At 63.7% G+C, this 21,358-nt stretch carries 21 protein-coding genes and 1 pseudogene; 20 read left to right on the forward strand and 2 right to left on the reverse strand.

The window, feature by feature from the left end; translation table 11 throughout:
- Window positions 1–55 precede the first annotated feature (55 nt).
- Entirely contained in the window at window positions 56–652 is a 597-nt protein-coding gene (locus NMG46_RS16995) for a response regulator (RefSeq protein WP_254818794.1), read from the forward strand.
- A 29-nt stretch (window positions 653–681) separates the two neighbouring features.
- On the opposite strand, the gene NMG46_RS17000 is transcribed toward NMG46_RS16995, so the two are convergent.
- Window positions 682–954, reverse strand: a complete 273-nt coding sequence (locus NMG46_RS17000) for a hypothetical protein (protein WP_254818795.1) — start codon at window positions 952–954, stop codon at window positions 682–684.
- Between the two features lie 257 nt (window positions 955–1,211).
- On the opposite strand from NMG46_RS17000, the gene NMG46_RS17005 reads away from it, so the two are divergent.
- The 8 genes from NMG46_RS17005 to NMG46_RS17040 are packed head-to-tail and all read left to right on the forward strand — an operon-like array spanning window position 1,212 to window position 10,168.
- Window positions 1,212–2,318 (forward strand): NAD-dependent epimerase/dehydratase family protein, encoded by a 1,107-nt coding sequence (locus NMG46_RS17005; protein WP_254818796.1) that lies wholly within the window; start codon window positions 1,212–1,214, stop codon window positions 2,316–2,318.
- On the forward strand, window positions 2,315–3,394 hold the full coding sequence (locus NMG46_RS17010; protein WP_254818797.1) for an NAD-dependent epimerase/dehydratase family protein: 1,080 nt from the start codon (window positions 2,315–2,317) through the stop codon (window positions 3,392–3,394). Before NMG46_RS17005 ends, NMG46_RS17010 begins: the two co-directional genes overlap by 4 nt.
- Complete coding sequence (locus tag NMG46_RS17015) at window positions 3,391–4,683, forward strand: TIGR04295 family B12-binding domain-containing radical SAM protein (RefSeq protein ID WP_254818798.1); 1,293 nt, start codon at window positions 3,391–3,393, stop codon at window positions 4,681–4,683. The genes NMG46_RS17010 and NMG46_RS17015 overlap by 4 nt, the downstream gene beginning before the upstream one ends.
- Window positions 4,668–5,768 (forward strand): glycosyltransferase family 4 protein, encoded by a 1,101-nt coding sequence (locus NMG46_RS17020; RefSeq protein ID WP_254818799.1) that lies wholly within the window; start codon window positions 4,668–4,670, stop codon window positions 5,766–5,768. The genes NMG46_RS17015 and NMG46_RS17020 overlap by 16 nt, the downstream gene beginning before the upstream one ends.
- A gap of 2 nt (window positions 5,769–5,770) precedes the next feature.
- Window positions 5,771–6,901, forward strand: coding sequence for a glycosyltransferase (locus NMG46_RS17025; protein ID WP_254818800.1), 1,131 nt, complete (start codon window positions 5,771–5,773; stop codon window positions 6,899–6,901).
- Window positions 6,898–7,992: a glycosyltransferase gene (locus NMG46_RS17030; protein ID WP_254818801.1), complete on the forward strand. Its 1,095-nt coding sequence runs from the start codon at window positions 6,898–6,900 to the stop codon at window positions 7,990–7,992. Before NMG46_RS17025 ends, NMG46_RS17030 begins: the two co-directional genes overlap by 4 nt.
- Entirely contained in the window at window positions 7,989–9,098 is a 1,110-nt protein-coding gene (locus NMG46_RS17035; protein ID WP_254818802.1) for a glycosyltransferase, read from the forward strand. The genes NMG46_RS17030 and NMG46_RS17035 overlap by 4 nt, the downstream gene beginning before the upstream one ends.
- 23 nt (window positions 9,099–9,121) lie before the next feature.
- Window positions 9,122–10,168 carry a UDP-glucuronic acid decarboxylase family protein gene (locus tag NMG46_RS17040; protein ID WP_254818803.1) on the forward strand — a complete coding sequence of 349 codons (1,047 nt, stop codon included), beginning with the start codon at window positions 9,122–9,124 and terminating at the stop codon, window positions 10,166–10,168.
- A gap of 243 nt (window positions 10,169–10,411) precedes the next feature.
- Here the strand turns inward: NMG46_RS17040 and NMG46_RS17045 are convergent, their stop codons facing one another.
- Window positions 10,412–12,244 (reverse strand): hypothetical protein, encoded by a 1,833-nt coding sequence (locus NMG46_RS17045; RefSeq protein WP_254818804.1) that lies wholly within the window; start codon window positions 12,242–12,244, stop codon window positions 10,412–10,414.
- 160 nt (window positions 12,245–12,404) lie between these two features.
- Between NMG46_RS17045 and NMG46_RS17050 the strand changes: the two genes are divergently transcribed.
- The 11 genes and pseudogenes from NMG46_RS17050 (at window position 12,405) to NMG46_RS17100 (ending at window position 21,352) form a co-directional block, all read left to right on the forward strand.
- The gene (locus NMG46_RS17050) at window positions 12,405–13,508 is read left to right on the forward strand and encodes an inositol-3-phosphate synthase (RefSeq protein ID WP_254818805.1); all 1,104 of its coding nucleotides are present in this window, start codon (window positions 12,405–12,407) and stop codon (window positions 13,506–13,508) included.
- On the forward strand, window positions 13,505–14,101 hold the full coding sequence (locus NMG46_RS17055) for a histidine phosphatase family protein (RefSeq protein WP_254818806.1): 597 nt from the start codon (window positions 13,505–13,507) through the stop codon (window positions 14,099–14,101). The genes NMG46_RS17050 and NMG46_RS17055 overlap by 4 nt, the downstream gene beginning before the upstream one ends.
- Before the next feature lie 15 nt (window positions 14,102–14,116).
- Window positions 14,117–15,220 (forward strand): glycosyltransferase, encoded by a 1,104-nt coding sequence (locus tag NMG46_RS17060; protein WP_254818807.1) that lies wholly within the window; start codon window positions 14,117–14,119, stop codon window positions 15,218–15,220.
- Window positions 15,220–16,020: a nucleotidyltransferase family protein gene (locus NMG46_RS17065; protein ID WP_254818808.1), complete on the forward strand. Its 801-nt coding sequence runs from the start codon at window positions 15,220–15,222 to the stop codon at window positions 16,018–16,020. Before NMG46_RS17060 ends, NMG46_RS17065 begins: the two co-directional genes overlap by 1 nt.
- Before the next feature lie 2 nt (window positions 16,021–16,022).
- Window positions 16,023–16,784, forward strand: a complete 762-nt coding sequence (locus NMG46_RS17070; protein WP_254818809.1) for a TIGR04290 family methyltransferase — start codon at window positions 16,023–16,025, stop codon at window positions 16,782–16,784.
- The gene (locus NMG46_RS17075) at window positions 16,777–17,709 is read left to right on the forward strand and encodes a beta-xylosidase (RefSeq protein ID WP_254818810.1); all 933 of its coding nucleotides are present in this window, start codon (window positions 16,777–16,779) and stop codon (window positions 17,707–17,709) included. The genes NMG46_RS17070 and NMG46_RS17075 overlap by 8 nt, the downstream gene beginning before the upstream one ends.
- Before the next feature lie 20 nt (window positions 17,710–17,729).
- Window positions 17,730–18,794, forward strand: a complete 1,065-nt coding sequence (locus NMG46_RS17080; RefSeq protein ID WP_254818811.1) for a glycosyltransferase family 4 protein — start codon at window positions 17,730–17,732, stop codon at window positions 18,792–18,794.
- A 7-nt stretch (window positions 18,795–18,801) separates the two neighbouring features.
- The gene (locus NMG46_RS17085; protein WP_254818812.1) at window positions 18,802–19,788 is read left to right on the forward strand and encodes a GNAT family N-acetyltransferase; all 987 of its coding nucleotides are present in this window, start codon (window positions 18,802–18,804) and stop codon (window positions 19,786–19,788) included.
- A 62-nt stretch (window positions 19,789–19,850) separates the two neighbouring features.
- Window positions 19,851–20,585, forward strand: a pseudogene (locus NMG46_RS17090) (class I SAM-dependent methyltransferase); the annotation flags it as partial.
- A gap of 192 nt (window positions 20,586–20,777) precedes the next feature.
- Window positions 20,778–20,996 (forward strand): hypothetical protein, encoded by a 219-nt coding sequence (locus NMG46_RS17095; RefSeq protein WP_023676213.1) that lies wholly within the window; start codon window positions 20,778–20,780, stop codon window positions 20,994–20,996.
- A gap of 179 nt (window positions 20,997–21,175) precedes the next feature.
- Window positions 21,176–21,352: a hypothetical protein gene (locus tag NMG46_RS17100; protein WP_254818813.1), complete on the forward strand. Its 177-nt coding sequence runs from the start codon at window positions 21,176–21,178 to the stop codon at window positions 21,350–21,352.
- The last annotated feature ends 6 nt before the right edge of the window (window positions 21,353–21,358 follow it).

Genomic DNA, 21,358 nt, shown 5'->3' on the forward strand with positions numbered 1-21,358 from the left:
TTGGACAAGTCCGCGCCGACAGCCGTAAATCCCCGCAGGAAGAAGGAACAATGAGGTGCGCGACCTGCAAGGCTTGCATATTCTGATCGTCGAGGACGAATGGATGCTGGCGGGCGATCTTGCACGTTATTTCAGCAAGATGGGCGCCGTGGTGCTTGGCCCCGTGGCGACGGTCGAACAGGCATCGAAACATACGGATGAGGCGGAAGCCGCGATCCTGGACGTCAATCTCAACGGACGACGGGTATTCCCGATCGCGGACGAACTGATGCGCCGCGGCGTGCCATTCGTGTTTTTCAGCGGCGACGAAGACATCATCATTCCGGAGCGGCTTCGCCACGCCAGCAGCCTGAGAAAATCCTCGGACGGCCAAGCCGTGTTCGATGCTCTTTTCCCGCCCGATACGTCAGCATCGAAAGAGGGCCAGGTGCCGGAGCCGTCCGATGACGTATTCTCGCTTCTACCGAAGCTCAGGCTCGCGGCACGTCTGCTGCTGGGAGACGTGGACGCTTCCGACCGGCTGGTCGAGCGGACGCTGGAGCAGGCGATCGGCGAGATCGACAGCAGGCGATCCGGCTCCTCCACCGAGGACTGGCTCAACGGCATCATGCGAAACATTGTCAGGGCACGTGGAGCGAACCTGCTGCACTGACCGCGGCAGTTGCCGTCAATCTGACGAGGTCAGCCTTTCCGGCTGCGTTCGACGAATTTGTTGAAGCGGCTGGTTTTGCCGCCGCTGGTCTCTTCCTGGTAGAGGAAGGCCAGTTCGTTCTCATCGAATATCCTGAAGAACTCGTCCCACTCGACGGGGTCGAACGTCTCTTCAGGCTCGCCGAAGTCGATGCGCAGTATGCCGCCCTCGCCCTTGGTGCGCACCACCGCCGGCCGGCCATCGCGATTCTCGGCCCAACGGCGGATTTCATCATGATCGGTGGTCGTCTTCGATTCAGACATTCCAATCTCCCTTCGATTCCACCGCACACCGCGAGATCCTGGTCTGCCGTCGTACAACCAGCAGATGCATTGCTGCCGAGCATAGGCGCGCGGTTGGTCGATTATGGCTCCTAACACCAAGCGCGCTTCGATGTTCCCGTGCCCAGCCCAAGGCGGTCGCTTCCGGAGCGCAGCGGTCGGGAACTTTGTTGAAGCAAGGGAACAAACCTTTCGCCCGGAAGTTTGGGGCGGCAAAGCCATTCGTATGAGGAGTTGTCGTGAAACGTATACTGGTCACGGGAGGCTGCGGTTTTATCGGCCGCCACGTCGCCCAGGAACTCGTTGAACATGGCTATGGGGTTTCAATTCTCGATGCGTTGCTGGACCAGGTGCATGGCGGCGAGGCAATCAGCCTGCCGCCAGGCGCCAAGCTGATCAAAGGCGACGTTCGCGATCGCGAGGCCATCGCAGAGGCGGTCGACGATGTCGACGCGATCATTCACCTGGCGGCCGAAGTCGGCGTCGGCCAGTCCATGTACGAGATCGCCCGCTATGTCGGCGCCAACGACCTCGGCACCGCCACGCTGCTGGAGGCGCTGATCAAACGCCCCATCGAACGGATCGTCGTTGCTTCGTCGATGAGCGTCTATGGCGAGGGTCTCTATGCCACGCCGGACGGCCGGCGCATCGACAATGCAAGACGGCAGCCGGACGATATCCGCAGCGGCCAATGGAATCCCCTGTCGCCGGCAGGCGAAGTCCTGTCGCCGCTGCCCACGGACGAGCAGAAACCGGTCGACCTCGCCTCGATCTACGCGCTGACAAAATACGCCCAGGAACGCGCCGTACTGATCTTCGGTGAAGCCTATGGCGTCGACGCGGTGGCACTGCGCCTGTTCAATGTCTTCGGCGCCGGACAGGCGCTCTCGAACCCGTATACCGGCGTCCTGGCGAACTTCGCCTCGCGCATCGCCAATGGCCAGCGGCCGCTGATTTTCGAGGACGGCGAACAGCAGCGCGATTTCGTGCACGTGCGCGACGTTGCCCGCGCCTTCCGGCTGGCGCTGGAGCAGCCCCAGGCGCGCAGCCACGTCATCAACATCGGCAGCGGGCGGGCCTACGCAGTCAGCGACGTCGCCCGGCTGCTCGCCGAAGCAATGGGCGTGCCTGGCCGCCAGCCGGAAATCCTCGGCAAGGCACGCTCCGGCGATATCCGCAATTGCTTTGCCGACATATCGAAGGCGCGCGAACTGCTCGGCTTCCAGCCGCAATACCGGCTGGAGCATTCGCTCGGCGATTTCGTCGCATGGGTGCGCAACACCGTCGCCATCGATCGCAGCGCCGAGATGAAGCGGGAACTTGAAGCGCGAGGGCTGGTATCATGAGACCGGATTCACCCGATTTTCGCGAAGCGCCCGTCGCCATTATCGGCGGCAGCGGCTTCATCGGCTCCAACCTCGCCGACAGCCTGTTGTCGGATGGCGAACCGGTTCTGGTAATCGACAATCTGAGCCGTCCCGGCGTCGAGCAGAACCTCGAATGGCTGACGCAAAAGCACGGCAGCCGTCTCACCACTGAAATCATCGACATCCGCGAGGCCGAGGCGCTGATGCCGCTGGTGGCTGGTTCGAAGGCGGTTTTCCACTTTGCCGCGCAGACCGCCGTCACCACGAGCCTGGTTCGGCCGGACGAGGATTTCGACATCAACCTGCGCGGAACGTTCAACGTCCTGGAAGCCGCTCGCCGCAGCGGCAAACGCATCCCCGTCGTTTTCGCCAGCACCAACAAGGTCTATGGGCGGCTCGCTGACATTGCGATGCGCGAAGAGGACGGCAAATATGCGCCTTGCGACGCCAGCATCCAGGCGCACGGCATTGACGAGACGCGCGGCCTTGATTTCTGCACGCCCTATGGCTGCTCCAAGGGCGCGGCGGACCAGTATGTCCTCGACTACGCCAAGTCATACGATCTGCCGACGGCGGTGCTGCGCATGAGCTGTATCTATGGACCGCGCCAGTTCGGGACGGAGGATCAGGGCTGGGTCGCCCATTTCCTGCTTAGCGCGTTCTCCGACCGGCCGATCACCATCTATGGCGACGGCAAGCAGGTGCGCGACATCCTGCATGTTGCCGACGCGGTAGCGGCCTACCGCGCGGTGCTCGACCGGATCGAGGAAATCAAGGGCCAGGCATTCAATCTCGGCGGCGGACCGGAAAACGCCGTCAGCCTGCGCATGCTACTGAACGAGATTTGCGACATAACGAAACGGGACGTTTCGATCCGTTACGACCGCGAACGCACCGGCGACCAACCATTCTTCGTCGCCGACACACGCGCGATCGAGGCGGCGCTAGGATGGAAAGCGCATGTCTCGTGGCGAAACGGCATCCGCGACCTCGCCGACTGGCTGCATCGTCATCGCGTCGACCCGCATCCCGAACCGGCGAGGTACGTGGCATGAAGGTCGCTCTGGTCAATCCGTCCTGGACCTACCAGGACAGCATCTATTTCGGCTGCCGCCAGCCGCATCTGCCGCTCGAACTCGGCTATTCGAAAGCCTTGCTCGAAGCCGCCGGCCACGAGGTACTGATGCTGGACGGGCAGATCCAGAAGCTCGACAATGCCGCGCTTGCCGATCGCGTCGCCACTTTCGAGCCTGATATGACCGTCGTCAGCACCGCGCCGACCTACCTGTTCTGGCGCTGCGCACCGCCCGAGTTGCGCGTGCCGGCTGAGTTCCTCAACCATCTTGCCGGGCGCGGCGGCCGCACCGTCGCCGTCGGGCCGCATGGCTCGGCGACGCCGGCGCCGACTTTGCGCAAGCTTGGCGTCGACATTGTCGTGCGCGGCGAATGCGAGGAAGTGGTCGCGGAACTCGCCCGGCGCGACGACTGGAATGCTGCGCCGTCCACCGCCCATTTTGAGGATGGAGAACTGGTTTCGAACGGCGGCGTGCATGCGAGCTCGTTCATCGATCACCCAGCGCTCGAATGGCCATCGGACTGGATAGCCGCCCATTCGCACCACCATCACCGCTTCGACGACAACCAGGTCGGCTTTGGCGCCGAGGTCGAGGCGTCGCGCGGCTGCCCGTATAATTGCAGCTTCTGCGCCAAGATCGATTTCCGCGACGCCTATCGCCGCCGGAACCACGAAGCGGTGATCGCCGAGATCGACCGGCTGATCGCACAGGGCGTCGGCTACATCTACTTCATCGACGAGATATTCCTGCCGCAAAAGGCGTTGCTGGAAGCGTTGGTCGATCGCGATGTGAAGTTCGGCGTGCAGACGCGCATCGACCTCTGGAAACCGGAACTGCTGAAACTGCTCGGCGCCGCCGGCTGCGTCTCGATCGAGGCGGGGCTCGAAAGCCTGACGGTGGAAGGCCGCGCCATGCTGGCAAAACGCTGCCGGCTGGGCACCGAGGAACTGGCCGCGTTGCTGGTCGACGCAAGGCGCCATGTGCCGTTCGTTCAGGCCAATCTCATCGGCGTGGTCGAAGACGATCCCGCGCTGGTCGACTATTGGCGAAAGCACCTGATCGACAACGGCGTTTGGGCCAACGAACCGGTGCCGCTTTATCCTTATCCGAGTTCGCCCAGCTACCGCGAACTTTGGGGCGAGCCGGACGACCTCGCCTGGGAGCGCGCGCATGAACATTACCTCGCATCCTTCCGGACGTTCAGCGACATCCAGGAGAAGCGTCCGCGTCCGCTGGCTGAATTGGAGGCCACATGTTGCGGACACTGAGCCCGCCGCGTCGCATCCTGATGACTGTCGATGCCGTCGGCGGCGTCTGGCGCTATGCGCTCGATCTGGCCAGGCAACTGGTCGCCGGCGGCGACAGTGTCGTGCTTGCCGGGCTTGGTCCGGAACCGTCCAGGCAGCAGGCCGAGGAGGCGCAGTCATTCGCGGCGCTGACCTGGCTCAACACGCCGCCCGACTGGATGACCCGCGACGAGCAAGACCTCGACGCGTTGCAGCAGGAGCTGCTCCCGCTCATCCGTGACTACGCCATCGACATCGTCCATCTCAACGCGCCGACGCAGGCTGCGGGGCTCGACGTGCCCTGCCCGGTCGTGGCGGTGTCGCATTCCTGCGTGGTGACATGGTTCCACGCCGTCAAGGGACAGGCGGCGGACGGCGATTGGGCCTGGCAGAAGGACCGCAACCGGCGCGGTCTCGACGACGCAGGCATGGTCGTTGCACCCAGCCGCAGCCATGCCGACATGCTTGAAACCTGCTACGGGCCGATCGCCCGCCTGAGCGTCGTCAGCAACGGTGCACGGCCCGGGCCGAAGAGCGAAAGGCGGGAATCGGTCGTTTTCGCCGCCGCGCGCTGGTGGGACGAAGGAAAGAATGCGGCGGTGCTGGACCGGGCCGCCTCCCTGACGCAATGGCCGATCTTCGTCGCCGGCTCGCTGCAAGGGCCGGACGGCCAGCATGTTGGCTTCAGCCACGCCGTTCCCGTCGGGCCGGTACCGCATGAGGAAGTGCGCCTGCTGATGGCGCGGGCCGGCATTTTTGTATCGCCGTCGCTCTACGAACCGTTCGGTCTGGCCACGCTGGAAGCCGCGATGTCGAAGACGCCTTTGGTGCTCGCCGATATTTCGACCTATCGCGAACTGTGGGACGGCGCGGCCATGTTCTACGACGCGCGCGATCCGGGCGATCTCGCCAGATGCATCAGCAGCCTTTGCAGCGACGCGCAGCGCCGGCGAGAACTCGGTGAGGCGGCGGCCCGCCGAAGCCGCAGATTTTCATTGGCAAGACAGGCGACCGCTATGCGCGGCGTCTACGACAAGGCGGCCCTGGCCACCATGGCGGATAGTTGATTATGCGGTTTTTGTTCTACACCCATTCGATCGTTTCCGACTGGAACCACGGCAACGCACATTTCCTGCGCGGCATCATGCGTGAGCTGGTCGTGCGCGGGCACCAGGCTATCGCGCTGGAGCCTGCCGACGGCTGGAGCCGGTCGAACCTGCTGGCCGAGAAAGGGTCCTTCGCGATCGAACGATTCCGGAAGGACTTTCCCGAGTTGATGCCCCTCACCTATGACGCTGCCTTCGACCACGAAGCCTGGATCTCCGATGCCGATGTGGTGATCGTGCATGAGTGGACCGAGCCGGATCTTGTCGCGCGGCTGGGCAGGGCGAAAGCGAATGGCGGGCGTTTCACGCTGCTGTTCCACGACACGCACCATCGGGCTATATCGGCCACGCAAGCGATCTCCTGCTTGCGGCTTGAACATTATGACGGCGTGCTCGCCTTCGGCGAGGCGCTGCGGGAAAGCTATCTCCGTGCCGGATGGGGCAAGCGGGTCTTCACCTGGCACGAGGCAGCCGATGACCACCTGTTCCAGCCGCATCCTGAAATCGAGCGTAGTTCCGACCTTATCTGGATCGGCAATTGGGGCGACGACGAGCGCAGCGCCGAAATTAGGGAGTTCCTGGTCGGCCCGGTGCGTGAGCTCGGCCTGAGCGGAACCGTCCACGGCGTTCGCTATCCGCCGGAGGCGCTCGCCGACCTTGCGGCCGCCGGCCTGCGCTACGAAGGCTGGATCGCCAATGCCGACGTGCCGAAGGCGTTCGCGGCGAACCGCATCACGGTTCACATCCCGCGGCGTCCATATCGCGAAAGCCTGCCCGGCATCCCGACCATCCGCATGTTCGAGGCGCTCGCCTGCGGCATTCCGCTCGTTTCGGCGCCCTGGTCCGATGTCGAACGCTTGTTCAGGCCCGGCACCGATTTCCTGTTTGCAAATAATGGCTTCGAGATGCGGCGTCATCTTCGCGCCGTGCTGCACGATGCGGATCTCGCCGCTTCTCTGGCGACCTCGGGCCTCGAGACCATCCGCTTGCGGCACACATGCCGGCACCGGGCGGATGAATTGTTCGGCGTGCTCGCCGAATGCGGGCACCGCCGAGCCGCCGACACGATCCTTGCAAAGGAGGCCGCCGAATGAAGATCGCATTCTACGGATCGAGCCTGCTGTCGTCCTATTGGAACGGCGCGGCAACCTATTACCGCGGATTGCTCAAGGCCCTGGCAAGGCTCGGCTATGACATCACCTTCTACGAGCCGGACGTCTACGATCGCCAGAAAAACCGCGACATCGAGGCGCCGGACTGGTGTGCCGTGGTCGTCTACGAGGCCACCCCGCATGCCATGATGCAGGTGGCCGCGCGGGCGGCGGAGGCGGATATCGTAGTCAAGGCGAGTGGCGTCGGTTTCGCCGACGACGCGCTGTTGCGGGCGGTGCTCGATCACGCCCGTGCCGATGCGCTGACCGTATTCTGGGATGTCGATGCGCCGGCGACGCTCGGCCAGTTGCGCGACGAGCCCGACCATCCGCTGCATCGCGCACTGCAGGAAATCGACCTCGTGCTGACCTATGGCGGCGGCGACCCGGTGGTCTGGGCCTATCGGGCCATGGGAGCGGCCGAATGCGTGCCGATCTACAATGCGCTCGATCCGGAAACGCATCATCCGGTCGGCAAGGATATGCGTTTTGCCTGCGATCTCGCCTTCCTCGGCAACCGGCTGCCGGACCGCGAGGCGCGCGTCGAGGCCTTCTTCCTCGACCCGGCCGGCCGCTCGGCCGATCAGCGCTTCCTGCTCGGCGGGTCTGGCTGGGGCGACAAGCAGATGCCTGCCAATGTCCGATGGCTGGGCCATGTCGGCACGCGTGACCACAATGCACTGAACGTCACGGCTAAGGCGGTGCTCAACATCAGCCGCGACAGCATGGCGGCCAACGGCTTCTCACCGGCGACGCGCGTGTTCGAGGCAGCCGGCGCCGGCGCGTGCCTCATCACCGACGCCTGGCTCGGTGTGGACCTGTTCCTGAAACCCGGCGAGGAAATCCTGGTCGCGCGCGATGGCGAGGATGTCGCCGAGATCATGCAAAGCCTTAGCGCCGAACGGGCCAAGGCGATCGGGGCATCCGCGCTTCGGCGGGTACTTGGCGAACATACCTATACGACACGGGCCGTTTTGGCCGACGCCATTTTCAGGCGCCATTTCGAGCGTCCGACCGTGGAGGCGGCCGAATGACGAAGCCGCTCGACATCGTCTTTCTTGGGCTGTCGCTCTCCTCGTCCTGGGGAAACGGCCACGCCACCACCTTTCGGGGGCTGCTTAAAGGTCTCCACGAACTCGGTCACCGCGTCACCTTTCTCGAACGCGACGTGCCGTGGTACGCAAGTCACCGGGATCTGCGCGATCCCGATTTCTGCGCGTTGCGCTACTATGAAACGACCGATGATCTTCGCCGCAATTTTGCGCGCTGCCTGCGCGATGCCGATATCGTGGTCGTCGGCTCCTTCGTTCCGCAAGGCCCTGAAATCATCGACGTCGTGGCATCGCTGTGCACAGGTCAGTTCTGCTTCTACGACATCGACACGCCGGTCACGCTGGCAAAGCTTTCAAGCGATGATTGCGAGTATATTGCTAGGCGGCAGGTCCCGTATTTCGATGTCTACTTCTCCTTCACCGGCGGGCCGACGCTTGCCCGTCTGACGGCGGAATTCGGCGCGAGGCGGGCCGAGCCGCTCTACTGCTCCGTCGACCCGGAACGGCATCACGGAACCGGCGACCCGATCCGCTGGGATCTCGGCTATCTCGGCACTTACAGCCCCGACCGCCAGACGGCGCTGGAGGCCCTGCTGTTCGAACCGGCGCGTCGCATGCCGCAGCGTCGCTTCGTCGTTGCCGGCTCGCAATATCCGCGCGAAATCGCCTGGCCGGACAATGTCGATCGCATCGAACACCTGCCGCCGGCAGACCATGCCGCCTTTTACAGCCGCCAACGCTACACGTTGAACGTCACGCGCAGTTCCATGATCGCGGCCGGATGGTCGCCTAGCGTGCGACTCTTCGAGGCAGCCGCCTGCGGCACGGCGATCATCAGCGATTGCTGGGCCGGACTGGACAGCCTGTTTCCAGGGCGGACGATCCACACGGCGCGCAGGACCGAGGACGTAATCGGTATCCTGTCTGGAGAATCCGACGGCGCCCGGCTTGCCATGGCCAAGCAGGCGCGCGTGCTCATCCTGGCAGCTCACACTAGCATCGCAAGAGCCCGCGAATTCGTTGCGCTGTTGGGGCAGGCCAAATCGCCACGTTCTGTTCTCGATCTGGACGTCGAGAGCGCAGCATGACCCGCAGACGGGAGAAGATAGAGATGCAGCTATCAAGAAAGGCGCAACGGACCAGGACCGTACTTGTCGCCGGCGGCGCCGGCTTCCTCGGTTCGCATCTTTGCGAGACAATGCTCCAGGCCGGCTGGCGCGTGATCTGCGTCGACAATTTCCTTACCGGCCGCATGGAGAACATAGCATCGATCGCCGATCGTCCGGATTTTCGGCTGATCGAGCAAGACATTTGCCGGCCGTTGGAGCTTGGCGAACCGGTGGATCGCATCTTCAACATGGCATGCGCGGCATCGCCGCCGCGTTACCAGGCCGACCCGGTCCACACGACGCGGACTTGTGTCATCGGGACGCTCAATCTGCTGGAGCTCGCCGCCCGTAGTGGCGCCCGCTTCCTGCAGGCGTCCACCAGCGAAATTTATGGCGATCCCGAACAGCATCCGCAGAAGGAAGACTATGTCGGCCACGTGAACTGCATCGGCCCCCGCGCCTGCTATGACGAAGGCAAGCGCACCGCCGAAACCTTATGCTTCGATTATTTGAGAATGGGAAAAGCCGATATCCGTGTCGCGCGCATCTTCAACACCTACGGCCCCAGGATGGACCCTGCGGACGGACGGATCGTTTCCAATCTGATCATGCAGGCACTCGAGAGACGGCCGCTGACGATATTCGGCGACGGGCTGCAGACCAGGTCGTTCTGCTACGTTTCCGATCTGGTCGACGGCTTGATCCGGTTGATGGAGGTCGATCCCAATCCACGCCAGCCGGTCAATCTGGGCAATCCGGGGGAGTTCACCATCCTGCAACTGGCGAGCCTGGTGAGAGGCATGACCGCAACCAAATCGGGCCTGAAATTCCTGCCGCTGCCGCAAGACGATCCTCGTCGTCGGCAACCCGACATTTCCCGCGCAAAGAAGCTTCTCGGTTGGTCGCCAAAAGTGCCGCTCAGGCAAGGTTTGATGCGCACGATCGGCTATTTTGCCGAGCTTGAGACGGCGCAGATGATCGACAGAAGACGTCAAATTGCCGCCACCGTGCGTTCTGCCTCAGGCCGGCTGCAAAACCTGCCGGCCTGAGGCGGGGAGCGTCTGGCCGCTGCATGATCGCGCGGTCGTTTCGGATTTGGTCACTTTTTCTCGTCGCGGGAACAACCCGTCCAGCTTCTGGTTCTGCCAAGGTACCGGCATGGAGACGACCGTGCATCCGAAGCGATCCGCCAAAGACATCGAGCAAATGGCCGCAAAGGAGACGGCTGCCTTCCTGCGGCGCGCCTCCATCACCTATCTGGAATGTTGCGTGAGCCTGATGATGACGCATCTTCAGCGCGAGGAGGTAGTCGCCATCCTCGAAAAGGAAGCGGATATGCTTCGCCGGCTGGACTGATCCTGGTCGAAGGGCCGCAGCTCCCCTTGGTTCTCCAGGAAACGAAGCAACATCGAGGTATAACGTCTTGCCGCGGCCGCCAGCCGGATCTGTTCCCGATCATCGCCACATCGTGCAGCCATGCTCCACAAGCCAAGCTGGAACGCAAGATAGCAGGGCTCATAGTATTGGACCAGATTGGCATCGACGGGACGGGAGGCTCTCGCTTCCACGGCCTTGCAAAGCGCCCCAGTCGCCGGGTCGGAGAGGCTGTACTCGACACGGGCGCCGGCAATGTCCCAGGCGATGTCCTGGCAGCCGATCAGATCGTGCGATCGGCAATGATCGAGGGCGTCCGTCTTGACCAGCGTTCCACTGCGCGAAAGGATGAACTCCCACGGATGAAGCCGCCCGTCGATCTGGACCCGCTGCATGGTCTTGGGGGGAGCCTGTTTCGAGAACCAGGTCTGCAGCTCCGCCGCGCGGCGTTCGCCCAGCGCCTCACTTGTATTCCGCACGGCCATGTCCGCAAGCGCCTCCAGCGAGGCACCTGGCTCCGAGGCGGGCAGATTGGCTGCGCGCCAGGCGAAATAGCCCGCCAGGTGAGCGACCAATTTTTCGTTCGAAAGCGTTGCCCGGTCCAGCGTTGTGCCGTCGATCCAACGTTCGACCAGAAAGCCATGGCACAGCCCCGCGACTTCCGGGCCAAAGCCTGCGTCGTGCAGCCTCCTGGCGGTCTCGGCCTTGTGCATTCCGATTTCACCGAGGCCGACGAATTTGACCGACCATTTTTCCCGGCCCGCGGAAGCGAGGAACTTCCGCCGCTCGAAGCCGCGATGAACGGGCGGCCAATGATCCTGCGAGCCATAATGCAAGCGACGCCACTCTCCGGCGGATATTTCCATCAGGCTGACCGCTGTGCGGCCGATCATTCTAGCCACCCAATCCCGCAGCGCCGGCAGAGCGGATCCAGCGGGGAAAGTCCGTTCGAAATCCGCGGTGTGTTTTTGGCACACCGTCCATGCCTCACGGATGTCCGCCGACGTCTCGGCGCCCGGGCCACCCAAATGACTTGGGAACAGATGGATGCGCCTGGTATCGATGCCCAGCGCTTGTAGCCATGCGACGACGGCATGGAACGAGCTGCCGGACAGACCCGGGCCCTCATCGACGATGGCAAAGCGGGCCGACGGCTTCGTCATCCAGCCGCCGATCAGCTCCGGATCGGCGGCAAGCCGCCTGCGAAACGGGTGGCCGATCGGACGGACGCTGACGGGTGCTGGCGCGCCGATGGCTGCCGCCACCATCGCTGCAAGCCCCAGGCCGATGCTGCGGATGCCGATTACGCATGTGTTCGCATCGAGACCCGACTGCCGCGCGGCGACGAAATAGCTCTCCGGATAAAGCCCGTAATGAGCGTAGCCCTCAGCCGCGCCGGTCAGAATGTCGCCATCGCATTCGAGTTCGGCCAACATTCGCGGCACTTCGGCATCGACCGGGCCGTCGACGGCGAATCCGGCCCTCCACGATCTGCCCACGTCCCGGGCCAAGCCGACCAGGAGATTTGCGCCCGCGATCCGTTGTGGGGAATTCCTGTCCGTGCCCTTGGCCTCGAATTCCGCGTCGGCAAGGCCCTGGACCAATTCCGAGACCTTGATGAACAGGCCGACCAGGGCCGCGTGCCGTCCGATCCCGCTTGGCATGTCCGCAATGTGCCCGGCCGCGTCGCGAGCCGAGGCGCGAACATATCGCGCGCTCTCAGTTTGCTTGTGGTCGCCATAGACGATCATTGTCTCGTCCCGGTTGGCCTCACCCCCCGGCTGCACAACTCGGCGGGCGCTACTTTGATCCACCGTCGGTTGCACGATTTTTACAGCCGGCAAGGAACAATCCGGGAGGAAGGCGGTTTGGCACGAAGAACTTACCTTCAACAGCATAGGCAGCGGTTTCGTGGGATCGAAGAAAGTTCGGATCGGAATAGTCGGCGTCGGCAACTGCGCCTCCTCCCTTGTTCAGGGCATCACCTATTACCGCGACGCAAGGAGCAATGAACCCATACCGGGGCTGATGCATGCCGATCTTGGCGGCTACCATGTCAAGGACATCGAGGTGGTCTGCGCTTTCGACGTCGCCAAGGGCAAGGTCGGACATGATGTGGCAGACGCGATCTACAGCGCGCCCAACAATACTTTCCGCTTTGCCAATGTTGCGCCTACCGGCGTTCGCGTCGAACGCGGACCGACGCTGGACGGCATCGGCAAATATCTGCGCGACGAGATCGAGGAGGCCGACGAGCCGGTCGCCAACGTCGGCAAGATCCTCGCCGAAAGCGGCGCCGAGATCCTGGTGTCCTATCTGCCTGTCGGTTCGGAGGAGGCAACACGCTTTTATGCCGAGTGCGCGCTCGAGGGGGGCTGCGCCTTCGTCAACTGCATACCAGTCTTCATCGCCTCGCGGCCGGAGTGGCGCCGGCGCTTCGAGCAGCACGGGCTGCCGCTGATCGGCGACGACATCAAGAGCCAGGTCGGTGCGACGATCGTCCACCGGCTGCTCGCCAACCTGTTCCGTGAGCGCGGCGTGCGCATCGATCGCACCTACCAGCTCAATTTCGGCGGCAACACCGACTTCCTCAACATGCTGGAGCGCGAGCGGCTGGAATCAAAGAAGATCTCAAAGACGCAATCCGTCACCAGCCAGATCGACGTCCCCCTGGAGCCCGGCAACATTCACGTCGGGCCGAGCGACCATGTCCCGTGGCTGACCGACCGCAAGTGGGCCTATATCCGGGTCGAAGGCACGACCTTCGGCGGCGTGCCGCTGAATGCCGAGCTCAAGCTGGAAGTGTGGGATTCGCCCAATTCGGCCGGCGTCGTCATCGATGCGGTGCGTTGCGCCAAGCTGGCGCTCGACCGCGGCATCGCGGGCGCGCTGACCGGCCCCTGCAGCTATTTCATGAAATCGCCGCCCGAGCAGTTCACCGACGCGGAAGCCCGCCAGCGCACGCTCTCTTTCATCGCCGGCAAGGACGAGCCGATGCTCGATGCGGCGGAATGACGACGACGTTTTTTCTGGTGCGCCACGCCGCGCATGACAATGTCGGCTGTTATCTTGCCGGGCGGATGGCCGGCGTTTGCCTCGGCGAAGCCGGCAGGGCACAGGCCTCGCATCTGGCTGACCGTATGGCACGCGAGCCGGTAGCGGCGATCTTCTGCAGCCCGCGCGAACGCACGCAGGAGACTGCGAATCCGATGGCGCTCGCCTGTAATGCCGGTGAAATCGTGATCCGCGAGGAACTCGATGAGATCGACTTCGGCACCTGGTCGGGAAAGACCTTCGAGGAGCTGAACAAGGATGCCGACTGGCGAGCGTGGAACGACCAGCGTCAGCAGGCTAGAACGCCGAGCGGCGAGACCATGCTGGACGTGCAGCAACGCGTCGTCTTGCTGATCGAACAGGTCCGCGGCACCTACCAGAACCAATGCGTTGCACTGGTCAGCCATGCCGACGTCATCAAGGCCGCGGTGTGCAAAGTGCTCGGCCTGTCGCTGGGGAACTGCTTTCGCTTCGATATCGACCCAGCGTCGATCACCACGGTTGTTTGGGGGGACTGGGGGTCGAAGCTGATCAGACTCAATGAAGCTGCCTGACGAGGAATTTGCCGGATGCGCATGGTCATTTTCGGTCTTACCGTGACATCGTCGTGGGGCAACGGTCACGCCACGCTGTGGCGCGGATTGATCCGGGCGATGGCCGGGCTGGGCTGGTCCATCACCTTCTTCGAACGCAACACCCCCTATTATGCCGGTACACGCGATCTCGACCAGTTGGATGGCGGCAACCTTGTCCTTTACCCGGATTGGGAGGACATCCAGCGCGTTGCCGAGCAGGCGATGAAAGAGGCCGATGTCGTCATCGTCACCTCCTATTGCCCCGATGCCGTGAGCGCGTCGCGCCTTGCTCACCAGGCCTGTCGCGGGCTGAAGGTCTTCTACGATCTGGACACGCCGGTGACGCTGGCGCGGATCGAACAAGGCGAGCCTCCGGCCTATTTCGGGCCGGAAGGGCTTCGCGATTTCGATCTCGTGCTGAGCTACACGGGAGGAACCGCGATCGACGCATTGAGGTCGACGCTGGGTGCACGCCGCGTCATGCCGCTCTACGGCCATGTCGATCCAGAGCGACACCGGCCCGCCCCGCCCAGGCCGGAGTTTGCCGGCGACCTGTCCTATCTTGGAACCTATGCGGCAGACCGCCAGGCCGGGGTCGAGAGGTTGCTGGTCAGCCCGGCTGCGCGCCTGCCGGATCGCCGTTTCATTATTGGCGGCGCACAATATCCGCAGGAATTCCCGTGGAGCGACAATATCTTCTTCGTCCGGCATCTGCCGCCGGCCGACCACCCCGCCTTCTTTTCATCATCACGACTGACCCTGAACGTGACCCGCGAGGCGATGGCCGAACGGGGCTGGTGTCCTTCCGGCCGGCTGTTCGAAGCCGCCGCTTGCGGGGCTGCGATGGTGAGCGACACATGGCCCGGACTGGAGGCCTTTTTCCGGCCCGGTGAAGAGATCGTCGTGGCCAACAGCACCGACGACGTGATCGGCGCGCTCGACCTGTCCGACGCCGAGCTTGACGCGATCCGCCGCCGTGCGCGCGAGCGGGTGCTGGACGAACACACCTCCGCGCGGCGCGCGAAGGAATTCGACCGCATCCTGTCCGATGCACTGCACGGCTCCACGCATGGGGAGCCGTTGAAGGAGGCAGTTTGATGTTGGGCATCGTGCCCGCAGCCGGACGGGGAAGCCGCATCCAGCCGCTCGGCTTTTCGAAGGAGCTTCTGCCGGTCGGCAGCCGCATCGACGGCAACACCGAGCGGCCTTGCGCGGTCAGCGAATACCTGGTGCGCCGCATGGTGCGCGCCGGCGCCGACAAGATCTGCTTCGTCATCGGCTCGGGTAAGTCGGATATCCTGGAATATTATTCTGCCGGCTATGCCGACGCGGCCGCTCTGTTTGTGGTGCAGCCCTCTCCGGTCGGCCTTTGCGACGCCATCTTCCGCGCCGCACCGCTCGTCGCAGCCGACGAGACCGTTCTGGTCGGGTTGCCCGATACGATCTGGTTTCCCGAAGACGGGTTCCTGGCCCTCCCGGACGACGGCCTGTCCTTCCTGCTGTTTCCGGTGGACCAGCCGGAGTTCTTCGATGCCGTGGTTGTCGACGAGGACGGCCGGGTGAAGCAAATCCAGGTCAAGCAACAGAATGCCGCGTCGAACTGGATCTGGGGTGCGTTCAAGATGCCCGGCCGCACCCTTCATCAGCTCGCCGCGCTGTGGCGGGAACGGGACCGGTGCGACGAATATATCGGCACGCTGGTCAACGCCTATCTCGCCGCCGGTGGCGAAGCCTATGGCATCAAGGCTGGTACCGCCTATGTCGACGTCGGCACCTTCAACGGTTACCGCACCGCATTGCGGCTGCTTGAAAGCGCCGCCGGTACCAAGGACGACCAAGCCGCCATTACGCTGCCCGGCCACCAGCACGTCCCTATCCTCGCAGGCGAAGGAGGCTAGCCATGCTGCATTCCGATGCCGAGATCCGCCGCCGTATCGATGCGCTCGGCCCATGGTTCCACAATATGGAGCTGGCCGGCATCGAAACCGCTCCCGACCATTTCCTTGGCAACTATCCGCTGATCAAATGGCGCAAATTCGCCGACGCGATTCCCGCCGATCTTTCCGGTAAGGCGGTGCTCGACATAGGCTGCAATGCGGGTTTCTACTCGATCGAGATGAAACGTCGCGGCGCCGGCCGCGTGCTAGGCATCGACTTCGATGAAGCTTACCTGGCGCAGGCGCGCTTTGCCGCCGAGGTCGCAGACTGCGACATCGAATTCCGGCAGCTCTCGGTCTACGACGTTGGCGCCCTGCATGAGCGGTTCGACATCGTGCTGTTCATGGGCGTGCTCTACCATTTGCGCCATCCTCTGCTCGCACTCGATCTGATCCGGGAGCACGTCGCCAAGGACCTGATGATCTTCCAGTCGATGCAGCGCGGCAGCACCAACGTGCCGGCGCTCGAGCAGAACTATCATTTCTGGACCCACGACCTGTTCGACCGGCCGGAATTCCCAAAGCTGCATTTCATCGAGTATCGTTACGCCGACGACCCGACCAACTGGTGGATTCCCAATCGCGCATGCACCGAAGCCATGCTTCGCAGCGCCGGCTTCAAGATCGTGCTGCAACCGGAACAGGAGGTCTATTTCTGCCGCACCGCCGACGTGCCGGCCGGCGGCGGCGCCGTCTACCCGTCGAAAGGACAGATAAATGATTGAAGCCGCGATGATCTGGAACGAGCCCAACAACAAATCCCACTGGGATCCCGAGCTCGACCCCGACTGGAGCCGCTTCGCCGCTACGGCAATCCTGGCCGCCGATGCAATCGCGGCGGAGAATCCCGCCTTGACCAAGGTGCTGGGCGGCATCTCGCCGATCGATGCCGGCTTCATGACCCGGATGAAGGAATTCGGCGTGCTCGATCACGTCGACGCGGTCGCCGTGCACGGCTTTCCGCTCGACTGGAACCTCTGGCAGATCCACGAATGGCCGCAGAAGGTCGGCGAGATCTCGGCTGTCACCGATCTTCCGGTATGGGTCAGCGAGGTCGGCGTGTCGACCTTCGGCGCCGAGGAGGTACAGGTCTGGGGCCTGCGCCGGACCGCGGAATTGCTGATCGGCAACGCACCGCGCATCCAATGGTACAGCCTCTACGACCTGCCGCGCGAGTGGGAAGCGACGACGCGCCATCGCGAGGCGGAAGGCTCGTCTTACTATCGCCATTTCTACATGGGCCTGCTTCGCCAGGACGGCACGCCAAAGCCCGCGCTCGAGGAGTTCCTGCACCACACGCCGGCATTAGGACTGGTGCAGTGGTTCCATTTCGAAGATCACCGGCTTGATGACGCCGTTGCCTGGATGAAACGCCTCGGTGTCACCAATCTGCGTACCGGGCTTTCCTGGGCCGACAGCTTCAGGCCGAATGCGCTTGACTGGTTCGACCGGCAGATCGAGGCGCTGGCCGACTTCGACGTGACCGTTACTTTCTGCTTCACGCCGGAGCATCGCGGAATGATGCCGCACCACAGCAGTCCGCCGCTGGTGCCGGAGGAATTCGCCGAGTTCTGCGCGGCAATGACGCGCCGCTATGCCGGCAGCATCGCTGCCCCTTCCGTCGGCAGGCTACGCGCCTCCGCGGCGTGAGGAGCTTCGGCTCTCCAGCCATGACGCTCACCGTCCTCAACGTCGCCTATCCCCTCGCCCCGGTCGGGCCGGATGCGGTCGGCGGTGCCGAGCAGGTGCTGTCGATGCTCGACCAGGCGCTCGTACAGGCCGGACACCGCTCGATCGTGATCGGCTGCCAGGGCTCGAGCGCTGAGGGCACTCTCATCGAGACGCCGGCCGAACCGGGCGTGCTCGATGAAGCGGCGAAGCGCCGGGCGCAGCGTGCTCATCGCGCTGCAATCGCTACCGCACGCGCTCGCTGGCCAATCGACGTGGTTCATTTGCACGGCATCGATTTCGACGCCTATCTGCCGGGCGACGGGCCGACATTGGTGACCCTGCACTTGCCGCTCGACTGGTATCCGGCCGACGCTCTCAATCCGACACGGGAGGATCTGTGGCTGCATGCGGTATCAGCGGCTCAGCAAAGAACCGCGCCGCCGGGAGCCAGGCTCATCGAACCGATCCCGAACGGAGTGGACATCGACGCGCTCAGCGAGCGGCAGGCCAAGCGCGACTTTGCCCTCGTGCTCAGCCGCGTCTGCCCGGAAAAGGGCATCCATCTGGCGCTGGACGCAGCCAAGAAGGCCAGTGTGCCGTTGGTCATCGGCGGCAAAGTCTACCCTTACGAAACCCACACCGCGTATTTTGGCGACGAGGTCGAACCTCGGCTGGACGACCGGCGCCGCTTCCTTGGTCCGGTCGGCTTTGTCGCCAAGCGGCACCTGCTGAACACAGCCCGATGCCTGGTCATCCCGAGCCTTGCCGCGGAAACCAGTTCGCTCGTGGCCATGGAGGCGCTCGCCTGCGGCACACCCGTGGTGGCCTTCCCGAATGGCGCACTGCCGGATGTGGTCGAGCACGGCAAGACCGGGTATCTGGTCGGGGATGTCGACGAGATGGCGCAAGCCATCCTTGCCGCGCCCGGCCTGGATCCCGAGACCTGCCGGGCCGAGGCGCGGCGGCGCTTTTCACTCGACCGCATGGTTTCCTCCTACATGGACGCCTATCGGGCGCTGGCACGGCTCGGCACAGACAGCGGGCAGCTCGCGACGGCGAAGTGAGCGGAACATGCTTCGCGGTGAGATCATCGACGATCCGGCCGGCCTCGAAGCCCTTGAGCCGCACTGGTGGGAACTCTGGTCGCTCAGCCCCTCGGCGACGCCGTTCCAGTCTCCCGCATGGTTGCTGCCATGGTGGCGGACATTCGCTCCCGGCGAGCTAGCGACGGTCGCCGTCTGGAGTGGCGACGATCTGGTCGGCCTGGCGCCACTCTATCTGGAACGCCAGGACGCCGGCGCGCGGCTGCTTCCGCTCGGCATTTCGTTGAGCGACTATCTGGATGTCCTCTGTATTCCCGAAACCGCCGCACCGGTCGCCGTCGCCATCGCCGACACGGTTCTTTCCCTCGGCTGGTCGCAGTGGATCTTGCAGGACCTGCCTCCCGGCGGCGCCGGCCTTGCCATCAGGCATGCCGCGCTCGAATCGTGCCAAGCCGTCAGTCATACCGCTTGCCCGGTGCTCGCTCTCGCCGGCGACCAGACGCTTCAAGGCTGCGTTCCGGCGCGGCGGAGGCGCCAATTGCGCCGCGCCCTCGGGGCCGCGTCGAGACGCGGCAGGGTCTCCATCGAATCCGCTTTGTCCGATCCGCAGACATTTCTCGATCACCTGATCCGCCTTCACCGCGCGCGCTGGGCCGGACACGGCGACGGCGTTCTGTCCGATTCCCGCGTGGAAGCATTCCACCGGCAGGCGCTGCCGCAGCTGGTCGCACAAGTGCTTGCCCGATGCTGGCTCATCACCATTGGTGACGTGATCGTGGGGGCCTATTACGGGTTCCATCATCGGGGCCGCGCTTACGCTTATCTCGGTGGCTTCGATCCGGCCTATGCCGATGAAAGTCCCGGCGCGCTGCTCATCGGCCAGGCGATAAGGCAGGCGATCTGCGAAGGCGCGGAAGAGTTCGATTTTCTGCGCGGACAAGAGGCCTACAAATACAGCTGGGGCGCCGTCGACCGGTGGACGATGCGCAAGATCTGGACGCGGAGCAAAGGGTGATGAGCGCGGCCCAGCCACGACCTCGGCGGTCGACATCAGCAAGGCGGGTGGTGGAGGACTGCATGGCAGACGGTGCCGGCGTCGAAGCCGTCATCGCCAGGCTGGCTCTCCGTTTCGAGACAGGAATCGAAGCCGCAGAACTGGCGAAGATTGCACAAAACACGCATTCGGCCGATCCGCGAAAGACGGCAAAACTACGACGGATTGCGGACCTGCTTCAGCGCAGGCCTGAGATCTTCGCCACGCTGCGCAAAACAGGTGCTGCCGTTCGGCACGAGCGTGGCGATGGCGAGACCGACGATGCGGTCGTCAACCGGCTGGCGGCAGGGTTTGACGCGGCGGCGGCGATCTCCCCGGCGGCGAGCGTCCAGCTATCGTCGCTGGGCGATGAGGAAAAGCTCGCGGCCGCTACGGCTGAAATCGTTGCATGGCTGGAGGGGCGAGGCTTTACCGGAACCGGCCGCGACATACTGGATATCGGCTGTGGCATCGGTCGGTTCGAACAGGCGCTCTCCGCTCTGTCGCACCGGATCGTCGGCAGCGATATATCCCCGGCGATGATCTCGATCGCCCGCCGGCGATGCGCCGGGCTCGGCAATGTAGAATTCCGCCCTACCCGCGGTTTCGATCTTGCCGATTTCCAGGATGCCAGCTTCGACCGCGTGCTGGCCGTCGACAGCTTTCCCTATCTGGTGCTGGCCGGCCTCGCGGAACGACATTTCGTGGAAATCGCACGCGTGCTGAAGAGGCCAGGCATGGCCGTGCTTTTGAATTATTCATATCGCGGATCGCCGGCGCTGGATCGCGCCGACGTTCATAACTTCGCCAACGCAAATGGCATGCAAGTTGTCGTCGACGGCGAAAAGCCGTTCCGGCACTGGGACGGCGATGCCTTCCTGCTTACGATTTCCGGCGGAACATTGCGGCCCAACGCAGGTTCGGATGCCGAACGGGAAAAGCCGCTATTCGACAGCAGGAAGGAGGACGAGATGGCGTCCGGCAGCAAGAAGCACATCGGTCGCGGCAGTCACGGCAAAGGCGCCGGCGCTGGCGCGATGACCGATCTTCCCAAGGACAAGATCGGAGAGAACGCCGTTCTGTCCAACAGAGACAAGAAGCAGCACACCAAGGAGCGTGGGCTCGACGGCAATCGGGTCAAGTCCGAGCAGTACCAGGATCATTCAGCGGATCGGCGGCCTGAAGACTGATCGTTGCGGCGGCATATGGCTTGCAGCCGGCGAGCAATTGAAACGCAGCGAGAGCCCAACCGCTGACGAAGCTGTGCAAGGACCGAAGCCGGTCGCATGGATGGCCTGCAAATTCTTGCAAACTCGCACTGTTGCCGCCAGAGTGAGATGAAGGGACCAACATTTGCCAAGAGAACGCGATGTCTCGCGCAAGGGAAGATTCCGTCGGCACGCGCGCCGATCTGACGATAGACCGGGAAATCGCTTCCTTGCTTGCGGCAATCGAGCAGGAAAGGGTTCCTGACCGGCTGACCAAACTTGCGATCGAATTGCAGCATGCGCTTGTCGAAAGACGCTTGCGCGGAACCAGTAACTAACGTGAC

The organism is Mesorhizobium sp. LMG 17147, from assembly GCF_024297145.1.
Lineage (GTDB): Bacteria > Pseudomonadota > Alphaproteobacteria > Rhizobiales > Rhizobiaceae > Mesorhizobium.